At 68.3% G+C, this 17,668-nt stretch carries 19 protein-coding genes; 5 read left to right on the forward strand and 14 right to left on the reverse strand.

Annotated elements, in window-relative coordinates; all coding sequences use genetic code 11:
* Positions 1-13 precede the first annotated feature (13 nt).
* The 6 genes from G474_RS0110595 to G474_RS0110620 all read right to left on the reverse strand — a co-directional run bounded on the left by G474_RS0110595 (position 14) and on the right by G474_RS0110620 (position 4,975).
* On the reverse strand, positions 14-1,171 hold the full coding sequence (locus G474_RS0110595; RefSeq protein ID WP_026686953.1) for an FAD-dependent oxidoreductase: 1,158 nt from the start codon (positions 1,169-1,171) through the stop codon (positions 14-16).
* Positions 1,164-2,453 carry an aminopeptidase P N-terminal domain-containing protein gene (locus G474_RS0110600; protein WP_026686954.1) on the reverse strand — a complete coding sequence of 430 codons (1,290 nt, stop codon included), beginning with the start codon at positions 2,451-2,453 and terminating at the stop codon, positions 1,164-1,166. The genes G474_RS0110595 and G474_RS0110600 overlap by 8 nt, the downstream gene beginning before the upstream one ends.
* Complete coding sequence (locus tag G474_RS20430) at positions 2,450-2,668, reverse strand: hypothetical protein (RefSeq protein ID WP_043464036.1); 219 nt, start codon at positions 2,666-2,668, stop codon at positions 2,450-2,452. The genes G474_RS0110600 and G474_RS20430 overlap by 4 nt, the downstream gene beginning before the upstream one ends.
* Positions 2,665-2,934 (reverse strand): hypothetical protein, encoded by a 270-nt coding sequence (locus G474_RS24155; RefSeq protein WP_245589345.1) that lies wholly within the window; start codon positions 2,932-2,934, stop codon positions 2,665-2,667. The genes G474_RS20430 and G474_RS24155 overlap by 4 nt, the downstream gene beginning before the upstream one ends.
* Before the next feature lie 332 nt (positions 2,935-3,266).
* Positions 3,267-3,932: an N-acetylmuramate alpha-1-phosphate uridylyltransferase MurU gene (murU, locus tag G474_RS0110615; protein WP_211228106.1), complete on the reverse strand. Its 666-nt coding sequence runs from the start codon at positions 3,930-3,932 to the stop codon at positions 3,267-3,269.
* A gap of 17 nt (positions 3,933-3,949) precedes the next feature.
* Positions 3,950-4,975 (reverse strand): aminoglycoside phosphotransferase family protein, encoded by a 1,026-nt coding sequence (locus G474_RS0110620; protein ID WP_051282213.1) that lies wholly within the window; start codon positions 4,973-4,975, stop codon positions 3,950-3,952.
* A 97-nt stretch (positions 4,976-5,072) separates the two neighbouring features.
* Here G474_RS0110620 and G474_RS20440 point away from each other — a divergent pair, with 97 nt between their 5' ends.
* The 4 genes from G474_RS20440 to rsmA are packed head-to-tail and all read left to right on the forward strand — an operon-like array spanning position 5,073 to position 10,696.
* Positions 5,073-7,577: an LPS-assembly protein LptD gene (locus G474_RS20440; protein WP_051282214.1), complete on the forward strand. Its 2,505-nt coding sequence runs from the start codon at positions 5,073-5,075 to the stop codon at positions 7,575-7,577.
* Positions 7,578-7,581: 4 nt separating this feature from the next.
* Positions 7,582-8,883, forward strand: coding sequence for a peptidylprolyl isomerase (locus G474_RS0110630; RefSeq protein ID WP_026686957.1), 1,302 nt, complete (start codon positions 7,582-7,584; stop codon positions 8,881-8,883).
* Positions 8,880-9,881: a 4-hydroxythreonine-4-phosphate dehydrogenase PdxA gene (pdxA, locus tag G474_RS0110635; protein WP_026686958.1), complete on the forward strand. Its 1,002-nt coding sequence runs from the start codon at positions 8,880-8,882 to the stop codon at positions 9,879-9,881. Before G474_RS0110630 ends, pdxA begins: the two co-directional genes overlap by 4 nt.
* Positions 9,878-10,696 carry a 16S rRNA (adenine(1518)-N(6)/adenine(1519)-N(6))-dimethyltransferase RsmA gene (gene rsmA, locus G474_RS20445; RefSeq protein ID WP_051282215.1) on the forward strand — a complete coding sequence of 273 codons (819 nt, stop codon included), beginning with the start codon at positions 9,878-9,880 and terminating at the stop codon, positions 10,694-10,696. Before pdxA ends, rsmA begins: the two co-directional genes overlap by 4 nt.
* Before the next feature lie 46 nt (positions 10,697-10,742).
* Here the strand turns inward: rsmA and G474_RS0110645 are convergent, their stop codons facing one another.
* The 6 genes from G474_RS0110645 to hemC form a co-directional block, all read right to left on the reverse strand.
* Positions 10,743-10,937 (reverse strand): YgaP family membrane protein, encoded by a 195-nt coding sequence (locus G474_RS0110645; protein WP_026686959.1) that lies wholly within the window; start codon positions 10,935-10,937, stop codon positions 10,743-10,745.
* An 88-nt stretch (positions 10,938-11,025) separates the two neighbouring features.
* The gene (locus tag G474_RS0110650; RefSeq protein ID WP_026686960.1) at positions 11,026-11,265 is read right to left on the reverse strand and encodes a hypothetical protein; all 240 of its coding nucleotides are present in this window, start codon (positions 11,263-11,265) and stop codon (positions 11,026-11,028) included.
* A gap of 24 nt (positions 11,266-11,289) precedes the next feature.
* On the reverse strand, positions 11,290-12,474 hold the full coding sequence (locus tag G474_RS0110655) for a heme biosynthesis HemY N-terminal domain-containing protein (RefSeq protein ID WP_026686961.1): 1,185 nt from the start codon (positions 12,472-12,474) through the stop codon (positions 11,290-11,292).
* Positions 12,475-12,478: 4 nt separating this feature from the next.
* Positions 12,479-13,522 carry a uroporphyrinogen-III C-methyltransferase gene (locus G474_RS0110660; protein WP_043464039.1) on the reverse strand — a complete coding sequence of 348 codons (1,044 nt, stop codon included), beginning with the start codon at positions 13,520-13,522 and terminating at the stop codon, positions 12,479-12,481.
* Positions 13,519-14,325, reverse strand: a complete 807-nt coding sequence (locus G474_RS0110665) for a uroporphyrinogen-III synthase (protein ID WP_043464042.1) — start codon at positions 14,323-14,325, stop codon at positions 13,519-13,521. Before G474_RS0110665 ends, G474_RS0110660 begins: the two co-directional genes overlap by 4 nt.
* Before the next feature lie 52 nt (positions 14,326-14,377).
* The gene (gene hemC / locus G474_RS0110670) at positions 14,378-15,313 is read right to left on the reverse strand and encodes a hydroxymethylbilane synthase (protein WP_026686964.1); all 936 of its coding nucleotides are present in this window, start codon (positions 15,311-15,313) and stop codon (positions 14,378-14,380) included.
* Between hemC and G474_RS0110675 the strand changes: the two genes are divergently transcribed.
* A complete protein-coding gene (locus tag G474_RS0110675; protein ID WP_051282216.1) occupies positions 15,314-15,817 on the forward strand; it encodes a thioredoxin domain-containing protein in 504 nt (167 codons plus the stop codon).
* Here the strand turns inward: G474_RS0110675 and G474_RS0110680 are convergent, their stop codons facing one another.
* Both G474_RS0110680 and G474_RS0110685 read right to left on the reverse strand, forming a co-directional pair.
* Complete coding sequence (locus tag G474_RS0110680) at positions 15,818-16,612, reverse strand: LytR/AlgR family response regulator transcription factor (protein ID WP_026686966.1); 795 nt, start codon at positions 16,610-16,612, stop codon at positions 15,818-15,820.
* Positions 16,582-17,604, reverse strand: coding sequence for a sensor histidine kinase (locus G474_RS0110685; protein WP_245589346.1), 1,023 nt, complete (start codon positions 17,602-17,604; stop codon positions 16,582-16,584). Before G474_RS0110685 ends, G474_RS0110680 begins: the two co-directional genes overlap by 31 nt.
* Between the last annotated feature and the right edge of the window lie 64 nt (positions 17,605-17,668).

The raw sequence follows: 17,668 nt of genomic DNA on the forward strand, positions 1-17,668 counted from the left end.
CCCCAGGCCGGATTCAGGGCCAGGCCCGGGCGCCCCAGATCATGCGCCGTGCCACGAAATCCCGGGCCGGCGGCAGCAGGTCCAGGGCCAGCAATCCCAGCCCCCGGACCCAGCGCAGGGGCGGCAGGTTGTTGGAGAACAGGCGCACCACCTGGTCGGTAAAGAAGGCGCCACCGCTCCGGTCCAACCTGCGGCTGGCGGCATAGGCGGCCAGGGCGGGCGCGGCACCGGGATCGTCGCCCCCGGCGAACAGGCATTCAGCCAGCTGCCAGGCGTCCCGCAGGCCCAGGTTGAAACCCTGTCCGGAAACCGGGTGCAGGGTCTGGGCGGTATTGCCGATCCAGACTTCGCGTCCCTGAACCAGTTCGCGCCGCTGGCGCAGGGCCAGGGGAAAACGATCGCGCCGGCCCACGGCGGTGAAGCCGAAGCGGCTGCCGAACTGCTGCGCCAGGGCCAGGAGGAAGGCTCCGTCATCCAGAGCCATCAGGGCATCCGCCTTGGCAGGGGGCACGGTGAACACCACCGAGAAGCCCTGCTCCAGGGGCAACAGGGCCAGGGGGCCGTCCGGGGTGAAGCGTTCCCAGGCCCGGTGACCATGGGGCTGGTCCGGAATGGCATCGCAGATGATGGCCTGCTGGCCGTAATCATCCACCTGCACGCCGGGGTCATCCCCGGGGGTGCCCTCCGCATGGACCACCAGCCGGGCGCGGATGCGCCGGGTCTGCCCCTGGCGTTCCAGGGTCGCCACGGCTCCGTCGACCTCGGGCTCCAGGCTGACCAGCCCCGTTTCGTCCAGGCATGCACAGGCGGGCAGTTCCCCCACCCCAGCCTGCAGGCGGGCGGCCAGGTCCTTGTAGCGCACCACGTAACCCAGGGCCGGCAGGCCGTATTCGGCCCGGTCCATCAGGGTGCGGCCAAAGCCGCCTTTCTGGGAAACATGGATGGTCTCGATGGGCGTGGCGGCCCGGGCCGGCCAGGCGTCCAGGGTTTCCAGCAGCTGGCGCGCCCCGTGGGACAGGGCCAGGGCCCGGGGGTCGGCGGCCTGGGCGGCCAGGGGCCGCTTGTCCACCAGGGTCACCCGCCAGGGGCTGTCCCGGAGCGCCAGGGCCAGGGTGGCCCCCACGGGGCCGGCGCCGATGATCAGGATGTCCGTCTGTTCCAGTTCAGCCATGGGCCATGACCTCCTCGATTTCCGCCACCGTCTTCGGGGCGCTGGTATAAACCCGGCAGCCCTCGGGAGTGACGATCACGTCGTCCTCGATACGGATGCCGATGCCGTGCAGGTGTTCCGGCACATCGGCCCCGGGGCGGATGTAGAGACCGGGTTCCACGGTCAGCACCATGCCCGGGGCCAGGGGCATCCAGTCCTCGCCGGACTTGTATTCCCCCGCGTCGTGCACGTCCAGCCCCAGCCAGTGGCCGGTACGGTGCATGTAGAAGCGCTTGTAGGCGCCGGATTCGATGATCCCGTCCACGCTGCCCGTGAGGAGCTGCAGGTCCGCCATGCCCTGCACCAGCACCCGCACCGCCGCATCATGGGGCGCCATGAACCCGGCTCCGGGCCGGGTGGCGGCGATGGCGGCGGCCTGGGCCGCCAGGACGATCTCGTAGCAATCCTTCTGGGCCGCGCTGAAGCGGCCATTGACCGGGAAGGTGCGGGTGATGTCGGCGGCGTAGCCCTCCAGCTCGCAGCCCGCGTCGATCAGCACCAGACTGCCGTCGGCGAGCAGCTTGTCGTTCTCCACGTAATGGAGGATGCAGGCGTGGGCGCCGCCAGCGACGATCGGGTTGTAGGCGTGGGCGGAGGCGCCCCGACGGCGGAATTCATAGGTGAGCTCGGCTTCCAGCTCGTACTCGGCCAGGCCCGGCCGGCAGGCGGCCATGGCCCGGGCATGGCCGGCGGAGGCGATGTCGGCGGCCCGCTGCATGATCTCCAGCTCCGCCTCGTCCTTGGTGAGGCGCATGGCGTCGAGGACCTGGCGCAGGTCATGGATGGCCGTGGGCGGCCGCTTGCCGGCCCGGGCCTGGCTGCGCACCGCGTTCAAGGCCTGGCCGATGCGGGCGTCCCAGTCCGGATCATGGCCCAGGGCGTGCCAGAGGACGGGACGGTCCGCCATCAGCTGCGGCAGCTTCTCCTCCAGGCTGGTGATGGGCCAGGCTTCGTCGAAGCCGAAGGCCAGCCGCGCCGCCTCGGGACCGTAACGGAAACCGTCCCAGATTTCCCGCTCCTCGTCCTTCTCCCGGCAGAACAGGATGGACCTGCCGCCCGCCAGCACCAGCACCGCCTCGGGCTCGGGAAAGCCGGTCAGGTACCAGAAATAGGAGTCGAACCGGTAAGGGTGGTGGGTATCCCGGTTACGCACCTGCTCCGGGGCCGTAGGAATGAGGGCGATGCCATCACCTACCTGCGCCAGGAGGCGTTGGCGGCGGGCAAAAAAATGGGCGTGTGTCATGAAGTTTTGTGGTCCGCAGCGTGTTCTTGCTCGGACGTGACAGGCGTTGAAATTTGATCGGGTTGCAACAACTCAAGCACTCCGTTTTGACTGATGACCAGCGCCGTGGCTGTTTGGCGGGCAATTTCCCGGGCGCGCAGCGCGGCGCGCTGCATCGCACCAACGGAAAGACGCAGGTCTTCATCCAGGGCAGTTTCAATCGAGGCTCGGTTCATGGGGTTTTTTCGCTCCAATCCAGCAGGGTGGGAGTCAAGCCGCTGTTATCGTAAAGCATCCAGGCATCGACCCGAGGCGCGTAATGGTGATGAAAGTTTTCCAGGCCGGCGTGATAGCGACGACGGATCACCGGCTCGGGAATATGGTGCCCACCCTGGCGAACCCGTTGCGCAACCCGGGCGACAGCCTCCTCCGGACTCTCGAGACGCAGGAATATGAGCTTGACGCGATAGCCTGCCGCCTGCCAGGCGCTGATGTAACGCAAGTAAATGCGCCCCGACAGGGTCGGTTTCAAAGGCAAAGCTTGCCCGCGCCGCAAAATGGCGGGCCAGCCCCTGCAGCATCAGGCGGGCCGCCGGCAGGGCTGCAGATTCGGGAGAAAAAGGGGCAAGCCCTGCTGCAATCAAGTCTGCATTGACGAAAACAGGGCAGCTGGCCTCATTGGGCAAAAACTCCCGGGCAAAAGTCGTTTTCCCCGCCCCGTTTGGCCCGGCAATGATCAGGACTCGTGGCGCCCGGCTCACCGCGCACACACCGAAAACCTCCGCAGAGGTGCCGCTCCGCAGACAACATCCACCTGGCGCCGGCTCGGGGAAATCATTTTGAAAGCAGCTCTTGATCGAGCTCCCTCAGCCGTTCCGGCGTGCCCACATCCACCCAGCGGCCCCCGTGCCGTTCGCCGCTCACCTGGCCCGCGTCGGCGGCTGTCCGCAGCAGGGGCGCCAGCTTGGCGGGTTGGTCCGGGTCCAGGCCGGCGAACAGGGCCGGGACATAGATGCCGATGCCGGCAAAGGTGAGGCGGCCAGCCTCCTGGTTGCCCACCCGCCCATCCACCAGGGCGAAGTCGCCGGCCGGGTGGTGGGGAGGGTTATCCACCAGCACCAGGTGCGCGAGCCGGCCCTGCATGTCCAGGGCCAGGGCGGCGGCCGGGTCCCAGTCGCAGAAGATGTCGCCATTGAGCACCAGGAAGGGCTCATGCCCCAGGAGCGGCAGGGCCCGGGCGATGCCGCCGGCGGTTTCCAGGGCCCCCGGGGGTTCAGGCGAGTAGCGGATATCCAGGTCCCAGGCGCCGCCGTCACCGAGGGCGGCGGGAATCTGCTCCCCCAGGTGGGCGTGGTTGATCACCACCTGACGGCAGCCGGCCCGGGCCAGGCGCTCCAGGTGCCAGACGATCAGGGGTTTGCCGCCCACGGGCAGCAGGGGTTTGGGCGTGTGGTCGGTGAGGGGCCGCATGCGTTCGCCGCGGCCCGCTGCCAGGATCATGGCGCGCATGTGTGGGCTCAGAAGGTCAGCCCGGCTTCCAGGGGCTTGTCTTCCAGTTCGTCCAGGAGGATCAGCAGGGGCTTCAGGGCGATGTAGCGCCCCGCCACCTTGCGGGCATAGCCGATGAAACGGGGCAGGTCGGTGCTGTAGTTTTCCTTGCCGTCCCGGTACTTGAGGCGGCAGAAGATGCCCAGCACCTTCAGGTGGCGCTGCAGGCCCATCCACTCGTAGGCCTGCCAGAATTCGCCGAAATCCTCGGGCACCGGCAGGCCGGCGGCCCGGGCCTTTTCCCAGTAGCGCACCACCCAGTCGATTTCCTGCTCCTCGTCCCAAGAGATGAAGGCGTCCCGGAACAGGGAAACCACGTCATAGGTGATGGGGCCATAGACCGCGTCCTGGAAATCCAGCACGCCGGGCACCAGGCTGGCCTCGCTCTCCACGACCATCAGGTTTCTCGGCATGAAGTCCCGGTGCACGAACACCCGTGGCTGGGCCAGGGCAGAATCCACCAGCAGCTGGAAGGTGTTGTCCAGGGTCTGGCGCTGCTTGTCAGTAAGCTCCCGGCCCAGGTGGCGGCCGATGTACCACTCGGGAAACAGGTTCATCTCCCGGCGCAGCAGGGCCTCGTCATAGGGGGGCAGCACGTCCGGGCGGGAGGCCAGTTGCCAGCGCACCAGCACGTCCAGCACCGGACGCATCAGGGTGTCGGCCAGGGCCGGCTCGGCGTTGAAGGCGGCCAGGTAGCCGATGCGCCCCAGGTCGGTGAGCACCAGGAAACCGCTCTCCAGGTCCTCGATCTCCACCTTCGGGCCATGGATACCGGCCTCGGCCAGGAGCCCGGCCACCTGCACGAAGGGGCGGCTGTTCTCCTTGTCGGGCGGCGCATCCATCAGGATGCGGGTGCTGCCGTCCGGCAGGGTGAGGCGGAAATAACGGCGGAAGCTGGCGTCGGCGGAGGCCGGGGCGATGCCGATTTCGGCACCGGGATACAGGGGGGCGACGCGGGCGGCCACCCATTCTTGCAGTTGTTTGTCGCGGGACATGTGGACCGGAAGGGTTCGATGTAAAATGCTGCGATTCTAGCACCGGGCAACGCCCGTTCTGCCCCAGGCCCACGCTCCCTGCCCTGAACCTTTGCCCATGACCGGACATCCCCGCCGCCGCCTCGCCCTCCTGCTCGCCTGCCTGTTTTCCGGCGGCCAGCTGGCCCAGGCGGCGCCCTCGATGGCCTCCAGCCTCTCCCTCACCAGCCCCCAGCCCGAACTGCCGTCCGGGGACGAGCCTTCGCGCCTGGTCCCCGTCATGCCCGACCGGCTGCCGGACCGCTTCCGGGACCAGGCCGTAGCCGCCCCCCTGGCCCTGCGCCAGAGCCGCAGCCTGCAGGCGCCGCCCCCGGGGCAGCGCCCCGCCCAGATCAGGCTGGCCAGGGCCGGAGACAGGAAGAAAGACAAGGAGAGCCGGCCCTCCTTCATCATTGCCGACCGGATCGAGGGCCAGACCGACACGGCCACCCGGGCCGAAGGCAATGCGGAGCTGCGCAAGGCCGACACCCTGCTGTTTGCCGACAAGCTCACCTACCGCCCCCTGGAAGACGAAATCGAGGCCGAAGGCCAGGTACGCCTGACCCAGGAAGGCGCCGAGGTGAGCGGCCCCTACCTGAAGCTCAAGCTGGCAGACCAGGTGGGCTACTTCGACCAGGCCGAGTACCAGATCAGCCGCATGGTCAGCAACACCAACAACGAGAATTCCCCAGCCCCCGGCCTGGCCACGCCCCTGCCGGCCCTGCCCCAGCGCCTGAGCACCGCCTACGGTCAGGCGGAACGCATCAATTTCGAGGGGGAGAACCAGTTCCGCATCGAACAGGGCACCTACTCCACCTGCAAACCCGGGGAGATGGACTGGTTCGCCAAGAGCAGCGAGATCAAGCTCGATTACGACCGCAACCGGGGCGAATCCAGCCATACCGCCGTGTATTTCAAGGACGTGCCCTTCATCTACACGCCCTACCTGGATTTCCCCCTCAACAACCAGCGCAAGTCGGGGATCCTGGCTCCCTCCTTCGCCTCATCCACCCGTACCGGTTTCGACTTCTCGATTCCCTACTACTGGAACATCGCCCCCAACTACGACGCCACCTTCACCCCCCGGGCCATGGTCAAGCGCGGGATGCAGCTGGGCACGGAGCTGCGCCACCTGGGGGAATACAGCAACACCGAGGCCCAGTTCGAGTACATGTCCCGGGACAAGGAGTTCGGCGACCGGCGCTATGCCTACAGCCTCAAGCACGCCCAGGCCCTGGGCTACGGCTTCAGCACCAGCATCAACTGGAACGGGGTTTCCGACGACGACTACTTCACCGACCTGTCCTCCCGGGTGGTACAGACTTCCAAACGGCAGCTGCCCAAGGAATTCAACCTGGGCTATGGCCAGGCCTGGTGGAGCGCTGGCCTGCAAACCCTGCGCTACCAGACCCTGAACCCCAGTGACAAGGATGCCATCAACCAGCCCTATTTCATCGAACCCCGCATCAACTTCAATGCCCGGGTGCCTGAATGGAACGGACTGGACCTCCAGGCCATCGGCCAGTACACCAAGTTCACCCATCCCACTGCCGAGCAGGGGGAGCGCACGGTCTTTTACCCCCAGCTGTCCCTGCCCTACATCCAGCCGGGCTACTACATCACCCCCAAGATCGGCGTGCATGCCACCCGCTACCAGCTCTCCCAGCGGGCCGAGGGCCTGCCCGACAGCCTGCAGCGCACCCTGCCCATCTTCAGCCTGGATGCGGGGCTGATCTTCGAACGGGACACCGAGCTGGCGGGCAGCAACTGGACCCAGACCCTGGAGCCCCGGCTCTACTACCTGCACGTCCCCTACAAGGATCAGAGCCGCTACCCCCTGTTCGACACCAGCCTGGCCGATTTCAATTTCAGCCAGATCTTCAGCGAGAACCGCTTCAGCGGCTATGACCGGGTGGCCAACGCCAACCAGCTCACCGCCGCCCTCACCAGCCGCCTGATCGATCCCAGCACCGGGGCGGAACGCCTGCGGGCCATGATCGGCCAGCGCTACTACTTCTCTGACCCCAGGGTGGGGCTGCCCGGGGAAACCCTGCTGCAGGACAAGTTCTCCGACTTCCTGGCCGCCTTCTCCGGCCAGGTGGCGCCCAAGACCTATGTGGACATGGCCTGGGAGTACGACTTCAACCGTTCCAGCAACGAACGCTTCTCCCTGGGCGCCCGCTACCAGCCGGCCCACGGCCAGGTGATCTCCGCCGCCTACCGCTACAACCGGGGCGCCGTGGAGCAGAACCAGGGCACCATGGATCAGATCGACCTGGCAGCTCAATGGAACCTCTCGGGCCGTTGGCACGTGGTGGGCCGCTACAACTACGCCTTCGACAGCTCGCGGCTGGTGGAAGGCATTGCCGGGCTGGAATACAACGCCGGCTGCTGGGTCGGCCGCTTCGTGGCCCAGCGCCTGGAGTCCACCGCCGGCTCCCCCAACACCAGCTTCTTCTTCCAGCTGGAACTCAACGATTTCGGCCAGATCGGCTCCAATCCCATCCAGATGCTGCGCCGCAGCGTTCCCGGTTACAGCAAGATCAACGAACTGCCCTCGGGCAGCCTCCTGAGTGACGAGTAAACCCATGCGCAAACCCCTCAGCACCGCCCTGTTCCTCCTGGCCGGCCTGCTTGCCGCCCCCCAGCTCCAGGCCCGCTCCCAGGTGGTGGAAGCCGACCGGATCGTGGCCGTGGTCGGCAGTGACGCCATCACCTTCTCAGAGCTCCAGGCCCGGCTCCAGTCGGCCCTGGCCCAGCTGCAGCGCCAGGGCACGCCGCTGCCCCCTCAGGAGGTGCTGGAACGGCAGATGCTGGAACGCATGATCATCGACCGGGCCCAGCTCCAGGCGGCAGCGGAACTGGGACTGCGGGTGGACGACCAGCAGCTGGAACAGACCATTGCCCGCATTGCCGCCAACAACAAGCTGACCCTGGCCCAGTTCAAGGCCGCCCTACAGAAGGACGGCATCCCCTACGCCCGGTTCCGGGAAGAAATCCGCGATGAAATCACCATCTCCCGCCTGCGGGACCGGGAAGTGGACAGCCGCCTGGTGATTTCCGACGCCGAGATCGACAACTTCCTGACCCAGGCCGGGACCTCCGGCAAGCTGGAGGAGTACCAGGTCGCCCACATCCTCATGCGCGCCCCCGAATCGGCCAGTCCGGAGCAGCTGCAGAAGCTCAAGACCAAGGCGGAAGGGGTGTTGAAGCGCATCCGCAACGGTGAGAACTTCGCCGAACTGGCCGCCGCCTATTCCGACGCCCCCGACGCCCTCCAGGGCGGCAACCTGGGTTGGCGCACCCTGGACCGGATGCCCGGCATGTTTGCCGAAGCCGCCGCCAAACTGCAACCGGACGGGGTCAGCGAACTGCTGCGTTCCCCCAACGGTTTCCACATCGTCAAGCTGGTAGCCAAGCGGGGCGGCGACAAGGCCGACGGCGGCGTGCGCCAGACCCGGGCCCGGCACATCCTGATCCGGGTCAGCGAGGTGGTTTCCGAAGCCGACGCCCGGCGCCGCCTGGAAGACCTGCGCGAACGGCTCAAGCATGGGGAAGACTTCGCCGAACTGGCCCGCCTCTATTCCCAGGACGGTTCCGCCGCCAAGGGCGGAGAACTGGGCTGGGTCAATCCCGGCGACACGGTGCCCGAATTCGAACGGGGCATGGATGCCCTGCAAGAAGGGGAAGTGAGCCCGGTGATCCAGTCCCCCTTCGGTTTCCACATCATCAAGGTGGAAGAGCGCCGCACCCAGGACATGAGCCAGGAAAAGCAGCGGCTGGCCGCCCGCCAGGCCCTGCGCGAACGCAAGATGGACGAGGCCTATCAGGACTGGCTGCGTCAGCTGCGCGACAAGACCTACGTGGAATACCGCCTGGAAGAACAATGACCCGCCCCCTGATCGCCGTCACCTCGGGGGAACCGGCGGGCATCGGCCCCGACCTCTGCCTGCGCCTGGCGGAAACCGACTGTGGTGCCCACCCCCTGGTGCTCTGCGACCGGGACCTGCTGGCGGCCCGGGCGGCCCAGCTCAAGCTGCACGTGGCCCTGCGCGACTATGTGCCCGGCCGCGCCTACCTGCCCGGGGTCCTGGACGTGCTGCACCGCCCGCTGGTGGCGCCCTGCCAGGCCGGCCACCTGGATCCGGCCAACGGCCCCTACGTCCTGGGCCTGCTCAACGCCGCCCTGGGAGGCTGCCTGCATGAGGAATTCGATGCCATGGTCACCGCCCCAGTGCATAAGGGAGTGATCAACGAAGCCGGCATCCCCTTCACCGGCCACACGGAATACCTGGCCGAAAAAACCCGCACCCCGAAAGTAGTCATGATGCTGGCCGGCGACACCGGCCGCGGCCCCCTGCGGGTGGCCCTCGCCACCACCCACCTGCCCCTGCGGGAAGTGGCCGACGCCATCACCCCGGCCAGCCTGACCCAGGTGATCCGCATCCTGCACAAGGACCTGCAGCGCAAATACGGGCTGGCCACCCCGCGCATCCTGGTCACCGGCCTCAACCCCCACGCCGGCGAAGGGGGGCACCTGGGCCGGGAGGAACTGGACGTCATCGCCCCGGTGCTGGAACAGCTGCGCCAGGAAGGCCTGCAGCTCATCGGCCCCCTGCCCGCCGACACCCTGTTTACCCCGCCCATCCTGGCCCAGGGGGACGCAGTGCTGGCCATGTACCACGACCAGGGCCTGGCGCCCCTCAAGTACGCCACCTTCGGTAAGGGCATCAACGTCACCCTGGGGCTGCCCGTCATCCGCACCTCGGTGGACCACGGCACCGCCCTGGACCTGGCCGGCAGCGGCCGCGCCGACCCGGGCAGCCTGTTCGAGGCGCTCCGGGAAGCCGCCCGGATGGCCCAATGCGCCCCGCGAAAGACTTCATGAAATCAGACAAGCACCGCCCCCGCAGCCCCTCCGCCCAGGCAGGCCACGCGCCGCGCAAGCGCTTCGGCCAGAACTTCCTGGTGGACCGGGGCATCATCGCCGCCATAGTCCAGGCCATAGACCCCCGCCCCCAGGACACCCTGGTGGAAATCGGCCCCGGCCTGGGGGCCCTCACCGAACCGCTGATGCAGAGGCTGGAGCATCTGCACGTGGTGGAAATCGACCGGGACCTGATTGCCCGCCTGAAGAAACTCCACAGCCGGGAGCGCCTCACCATCCACGAAGGTGACGCCCTGGCCTTCGACTTCGGCAGCCTCGGCCCCCGCCTGCGGGTGGCCGGCAACCTGCCCTACAACATCTCCACCCCCCTGCTGTTCCACCTGGCCTCCTTCGCCGAACAGATCTGGGACATGCACTTCATGCTGCAGAAGGAAGTGGTGGAACGCATGGTGGCCGCACCGGGGGATTCCGCCTATGGCCGCCTGTCCGTGATGCTGCAGTACCGCTTCTACCTGGACTGGCTCATCGACGTGCCGCCGGAAAGCTTCGACCCGCCGCCCCAGGTCCAGTCCGCCGTGGTGCGCCTGATGCCCAAACCAGCCGCCGAACTGGAAGCCCGGGATCCGGACTGCCTGTCCCGAGTGGTCAGCGCCGCCTTCTCCCAGCGCCGCAAGATGCTGCGCAACACCCTGAAGCCCCTGTTCAGCGACACCGAACTGGAACAGCTGGGCATCCCCCTCACCAGCCGCGCCGAGGAACTCCCCCTCTCCAGCTTCGTGGCCCTGGCCAACCTTCTGGCCGCCCGACAGCCATGAAAAAACCCGCCATCAGGCGGGTTTTTTCATGGCAAGAAGAAAAACTTCAGTCCTTCTTCAGGGGGCAGGTGTTCAGGCCCAGGAGGGGATACAGGGGGCACCAGCCCATCAGGCCGGTGGCCAGGGGGACGATGCCGATCCAGGCCCAGATGGGGCCGCCCAGGGCTGCGGCCCAGACGATCAGGGCCAGGCCCACGACGATGCGCAGGATTTTGTCGATACCGCCAACATTGGGTTTCATGCAAGACTCCTCGGAAAATGGGTTGGGAAGCTGCAATGTACGCGCCGGCCTGCACCATGGTCTGTAACCTGGGTTACAGAGCCCGATCCTACTTCAGCTTGCCCCGCACCACCCGCACCCGGGTTGCATCCTTGATGCTGACCTGGCCACCGTTGCCGCTCAGGTTGCCGCAGGTGCAGGCCGCCTTGATGTGGGGCACGGAACTGACGATGCCGGTGCAATCCAGGCATTCGTAGTAGATGTCACCGCCGGTGGGCAGGGCATCGGGGGCCGGTGCCGGCTCCAGGGCGTAGAAATTGTAGATCTTGCGCATGTCGATGTTGAGCATTTTGTCCCCTCCTTGTTGAATTATTCAGTGGCCGTCCAGTTCCGCCGCCAGGCGGAACTGGCGGTTGGCCGCCTCGGTCTCCCCCAGGCCATCGAGCAGGCGGGCCAGGGCCAGATGCCCGGCGCGGCTGGGGCCCAGGGCCAGGGAAGCTTCCAGATAGCTCCTGGCCTTGCCCCACAGCTTCTGGCGTTCGCACATGCGCCCCAGGGCCAGGAGCAGCCGGCTGTCGTCCGGATGCTGCAGCAGCCAGGCGTCAGCCCTGGCGATGCGGGCCGTCAGGGCCCGGCCTTCGGCACAATCCAGGCGGCCGTAGAGATCGGCCAGTTCCGGCGACCATTCCGGGCCGGACAGAGCCTCTTCCACCAGACCGGCGGCCGCATCGTCCTGGCCCAGGGCCTGCAGGCTCCGGGCCGTGGCCAGAACTAGGCGCGGGTCCCGCTCTTCCCGGGGCAGGGCCTGGAAATACTCGAGCAACTGGGCCCCGTCCCCCTGGCGCTGGCGCAGGGCTTCCTGGTGGGTCTTGCGGCGGATTTCCCGGGCCGGCTCCGGCTGCAAGCCGCCCCGCTTTTCCAGCTGGCGCAGCAGCTTCAGCACGCCGGCCACATCCCCCAGCCCCTGGCGGGCGCGCAGTTCCAGGCGCAGGGCGGCGATGTGGCGCCCATGCTGTTGCTGCAACTGCTGCAGATGGGTGAGGGCGAGCTGGAAATCCCCCAGCTCCACGGCCATCTCCGCCCCCAGCATCAGGGCCGCCGCTTCGCTGCCGGGCGCCGCTTCCCGGGCCCGCTGCAGCCAGAGCTCCACCTTTTCCGCCTCGCGCATGCGCTGGGCGGCGCGGGCCGCGATCAGGGCTGCCGTACCCGGAGCATGGCCCGCCTGCCAGGCGGCATCGGCCCGGCGCAGGGCATGACCGAAACGGCCTTCAAAGAGCAGGCGGATGGCCTCTTCCAGCACCCGGGCCACCTGCTCCCGCTGCCGCTGTGCCCGGTAGGCCCGGGCCCGGGCCGGCAGGCCCAGGGTCAGCCCCAGGCCGCGCACCAGCGCGTAGCCCAGGGTAAATAGCAGCAGCAGGCCGAGCACCAGCAGGTTGAGGCTCAGCTCCACCCGCCAGGGAGGCAGCACCAGGAGGGCGAAACCGTCGTTGTGGCGGGCCAGCAGGGAAGCCGCCACCGCCAGGAAAGAGAGGCCAAGGAACCAGAACAGGCCGCGCATGGGCTTACCGCTTTTCCCGGCCGGCCTTGAGGGTCTGCAGGGCAGACAGGCTGTCGTTGAGGCTGGGGAATTCCACCGCGATGTCGGTGGCGGAAAGCTGCTTCAGGGCCGCCAGGGCCGCCTGCACGGATTTTTCCTCGGTGTTGAAGTACTGCTCCAGCCAGCCGTGGGCCACCTTCAGTTCGTTGCGGAAGGTCCACTGGTCCCGGGAGAGCAGGGCCAGCCGGGCGTTGAGCAGGCGCAGCTTGATGTTCTCGCGCAGGATCAGGCTCTGGTCCACCGACAGCAGCACCGGCTCCTGGCGGTCGAAGCGCTGGATGCGCACCAGCCCTTTCAGCTCCTGCCAGCCTTCCTGCAGCAGTTTCGCCCACCAGGAGGCCGGCTCCTGGGGCGCGCCATCGGCGGCCGGCGCCTTGCTGCGGGGTAGCAGCTCCATGGCCAGGGGCAGCTTGTCCACCCCGACGATGACATTTTCCAGGCGCAGGTTCATGCCCGGCACATCCACGAAGGGAGTGGCCCGCAGACGCTCCAGGTCCCGGGCCAGGGTGCGCCGCAGGGGCAGAAACTGGGGCCGCTCCAGACGCGCCAGGCGCTCGTCGGCGGCCTGCAGGGCGAGGATGGCGGCCTGGACGTTGCCGGACAGCTGCAATTGCTGCACGGCGATGTTGATGCCCTGTTCCGCCTCGGCCAGCAGGGCGTCGTCCCGGCTGATGGCGGCTTCCTGGTAGAGCCCCCGCAAGGCGTCGGCCTGTCCCTGGAATTCCCCCAGGCGCGCTTCCAGGGCGCCGTACTTGCGCTGCAGTTCGGCCGTCTGCTCCATGGCCTTGCCCACCAGGGTGGCGCTCTCCTTCACCGTCTGCTCACTCTCGGCCAGGCGCCGGGCCAGTTCCTGCTGGGTGTCGGCAAGGCGGGAACGGGTTTCGAACCACTGCCAGAAAGCCAGGCCCAGCACCGCCAGCACCACCCAGAACCAGGGGTTGCGCCAGAAGGGCAGACGCGGCGGACAGGGAGCAGGCAGGGGCACGGGAAATTGGGAAGATTCACTCATGATTGCGGCCAATTATAAGCGCACAGTCCGGCTAGCAAACCGGCATCCGCGGCCTCCGTCAACACCACCCGGGTAAACCCGGCGGCGCTGGCGCCGGCGGCAATGCGGGCATGGGGCACGAACAGGGGCAGGTCCAGCAGGCGCTGGCGCGGCCCGGCTGCGGGCACCAGCGCCAGGAGATGGGCCAGGGCCTCGCTGCTGGAGAGGATCAGGGCATCCAGGCCGCCCGCCTCCAGGCGGGCGAGGAATTCCCCGCTCCCGGCGCCGGGACCGCTGCGGCTGTAGCAGGCCAGCCGCTCCACCCGGGCGCCCCGGGCGGCCAGGGTATCCCCCAGCAGTTCCCGGCCGCCATTGCCGCGCAGGATCAGCACCCCCTGGCCCGCCACCTGGGCCGGAGCCAGCTCAGGCAGTTCCAGCAGGGCTTCGGAATCGAAGCGGGTCGCAGGACAGAGGCAGGAAGCTATGCCCGCCGCTGCCAGGGCCCGCACCGTGCCCGGCCCCACGGCCACGGCCTGCAGGGTGGGCGGCCAGGGCCTACTGGCCAGCAGCGTCGGCAGGGCGTACTGGACGGCATTGGGGCTGACGAACACCGCCAGACGGAATTCCCCGAGCCGGGCAGCCACCTGCTCCAGGGGCGCCGGATCGGGGGCGGGCCCGATTTCCAGCAGGGGAAACAGCAGGGGCAGGCCGCCCTGGGCGGCGATGGCATCCGCCAGCTCTCCCGCCTGCTGCCGGGGCCGGGTGACGACGATGACCCGGCCCTGCAGGGCTCCGGAGCCGGCGGCCGGGCGCACTCCGGTCATGGGGTCCCGCCCGCCGGGGCCGGGAGAAAAGGCGCCCGCATGGGGAAATGTCCTACTTGCAGGCGGCCAGGCTGGCCAGGATGGCATCCGCCCCCTGACGCCGCAGCTCCTCGGCCAGCTGACGGCCCAGGGCCTCGTCGGCGGCGGGGTCGCCGCGCACCTCGCCGCTCACCATGCGGCTGCCGTCCGGGGTGGACACGAAGCCGCGCAACCAGAGCTGGCCCTGGTCAAGGATGGCGTAGCCTCCCAGGGGGACCTGGCAGGAGCCTCCCAGGGCCCGGGAAAAGGCCCGCTCGGCCTTGACGCAGTGGGCGGTTTCCGGATCGTTGAGGGGAGCCACCCAGGCGACCGCGTCGCTCCGGCCCGCCAGCACCTCGATGCCCAGGGCGCCCTGGCCGGGAGCCGGCAGGGACTGCTCGGGGGTGAGCACGGCCTTGATGCGTTCCTTGAGCCCCAGGCGGATCAGGCCGGCAGCGGCCAGGATGATGGCGTCGTACTGACCTTCGTCGAGCTTCTTCAGGCGGGTGTCCAGGTTGCCACGCAGGCTCCGGATCTCCAGCTGCGGGTAGCGGGCCCGCAGGATGGCTTCCCGGCGCAGGCTGGAGGTGCCGACCACGGCCCCGGCAGGCAGCTCGTCCAGGCCGGCATATTTGTTCGAGACAAAGGCATCGCGGGGATTTTCCCGGGCGGAAATGACGGGCAGCAGGAAGCCCTCGGGCATCTCCATGGGCACGTCCTTCATGGAATGCACGGCCAGGTCGGCCCGGCCTTCCTGCATGGCCACTTCCAGCTCCTTGATGAACAGGCCCTTGCCGCCGATCAGGGCCAGGGGCCGGTCGAGGATCTGGTCGCCCTGGGTGGTCATGCCCAGAATGACAACCTCGGCACCGGTATGTAGAGTGGAAAGGCGGGCCTGGACGTGCTCGGCCTGCCACATGGCGAGGCGGGACTCCCGGGAGGCGATGACGATGCGGGAAGGAGAGGACATTTGCGCGAAACCCTGAAAAGAAGAGGATGGCTGGCCGCCCTGGGCGCTGCCGCAGCCGGTCTGTGGGGGAGCTGGATTCTAGCATGGCCCCTGGCAGCCGCTGCCGCCGGGCCCGAGGCCCGCCTGACTCCGGCCGCCGACCTGCAGGCCGAGGCCCGGGCTGCCGCCCATAGCGGTTTTCCCCTGGTGCTGATGTTCAGCCGCCAGGACTGTCCCTACTGCATCACCGTGCGCCGGGACTATCTGGCGCCCCTGACCCGGATTCCCCGCTTCAAGCAGGTGCTGGTGCGCCAGATCGACCAGGACCGGGATACCCCCCTACGGGATTTCCAGGGCCGCCCCACCACCCACGCGGCCTTTGCCGCCAGCCAGGGCATCCGCCTGGTGCCGGTGGTGAGCTTCCACGGCCCCGGAGGCGAGGCGGTGGCGGAGGCCATCGTCGGCGCCCGCCTGCCGGATTTCTATCAGAGCTACCTGGAAAACGCCCTGACCGGCCAGCCCTGATCAGGCCCCGGCCTGCTCCCGGGCCACGGCCCACTGGCGCCGGCTCACCGGCAGCTTCTCGGGCAGGTCCCGCAACAGGGCCCAGCCATAGGCGTCCCCATCCTCCTGGGCCCGCTCGAAGCCTGCCAGGGCCAGACGCGCCACCAGGGCCCCCCGGTGCAGGCGGATGAAACGCTCGGGATACTCCTCCTCCAGGTGGGTGAGGGTCTCGTCGAGCACGTATTCCCGCTCCCGGGTGCGGGCCGTCACGTACTTCAGGTCGGCCTTGAAATACAGCACCTCGGCCACCGGCACCAGCAGCAGCCGGCCCCGCTCGTGACAGGGCAGATGGCTGCGGCCGCCGCGCAGGCGCTGCCCCAGGGCCTGGAGCCGGGTCGCATCCGGCCCCGGGCGGCGCAGCCTGGCCTTGTCCAAGGCAGCCTGAAGACGCTGGGCCCGCACCGGCTTGAGCAGGTAATCCACCGCATCCAGCTCGAAAGCCTGGACCGCGTGGTTGTCGTAGGCGGTGGTGAAGATCATCGCCGGCACCTGCTCCAGCCCCGCCAGATGCCCGGCCAGCTCCAGCCCGTCCATGCGCGGCATGTGGATGTCGGCCAGAACCACGTCCACCGATGCCTCTCCGGCATGGTTCTGCAGCCATTCCAGGGCCGCCAGGCCATTTTCCGCCTCGCCCAGGACCCGGGTCGGACAGACCGGGGCCAGATCCTCCAGCAGGGTGCGCAGGCGGACCCGGGCCAGGGGTTCGTCATCGACGAGCAGCAGGTTCAGGGGCTGGGTTTCTTGCAGTGACGGCATGGCAGTTCGATGGTGACTTGGTAAAGGGGGCCGCTGGGACCGTGCTCCAGACGGGCTTCCATATCGTAGTACAGGGCCAGACGCTCGCGGATGTTGCCCAGGGCCATGTGGTTGCCCCGCCCGGAAGCGCCCTCGGCGAGGGGATTGCTGATGTGCAGCACCAGGGTTTCCCCCTTCATGTTCAGTTGCACCCGGATCTCGCCGCCCCTGGCCGAGGGTTCGATGCCGTGGTGCACGGCGTTTTCCAGCAGGGGCTGCAGCATCAGGGGCGGCACCAGGGTTTCCAGGGGCACCGCATGCACCTCCCAGGACACCTGCAGCCGCTCCCCCAGGCGCAACTTTTCCAGATCCAGGTACTGGCGCCCCAGGGCGATCTCGTCGGACAGGGGCACCAGCTCCCGGGGCTCCCGCATCAGGGCACGGAACAGCTCGGCCATCTCTTCCAGGGCCGTTTCGGCCCGGCGCGGATCGCTGCGGATCAGGGCCATCACCGTGTTCAGGGAGTTGAACAGGAAATGGGGGCGGATGCGGGCGTTAAGGGCCTGGAGCCGGGCCTCCTCGACCCGGGGCGAGAGGGCCCGGGCGCGCAGCTCGAAATAGAGCAGCAACAGCCAGGCCGCCCCCAGGGCCAGGAGCAGGGTCCGCCCCAGAGCGTCCAGCCCCCCTTCGGTGAGCCCCAGGAAGCGCCAGGCGTCCCAGAGCAGGGCGGCGCTCAGCGCCGCCAGCAGCAGCACCAGCCCCTGGCCGATGCGGGCCGGACAGCGCCAGAGCAGGTCCCGACCCAGGGCCAGCAGACCCAGGTTGAGGAGCAGCAGGGGCTCCACCCAGGCGGCGCTTTCCACGAAGGTGGGCAGCCAGCCCTCCAGGCCGCGGGCGTGGATCAGGGCGCCGGCCAGGGCCAGGCCGTTTATGCCCAGCATGACCCGCAACAACACGCCCAGATTGCGCCAGTCCGGCAGGGGATGCCCCGCGTTTTGCCGTATACTGCTCACGATTCAGGCACCTCGGTTTGCCGCCTCTTTTTTCATCCCGACATTCTAGCCGCAAGCATCCCTA

Origin of the sequence: Azovibrio restrictus DSM 23866 (assembly GCF_000429665.1) — a bacterium.
In the GTDB taxonomy this organism is placed as follows: Bacteria; Pseudomonadota; Gammaproteobacteria; order Burkholderiales; family Rhodocyclaceae; genus Azovibrio; species Azovibrio restrictus.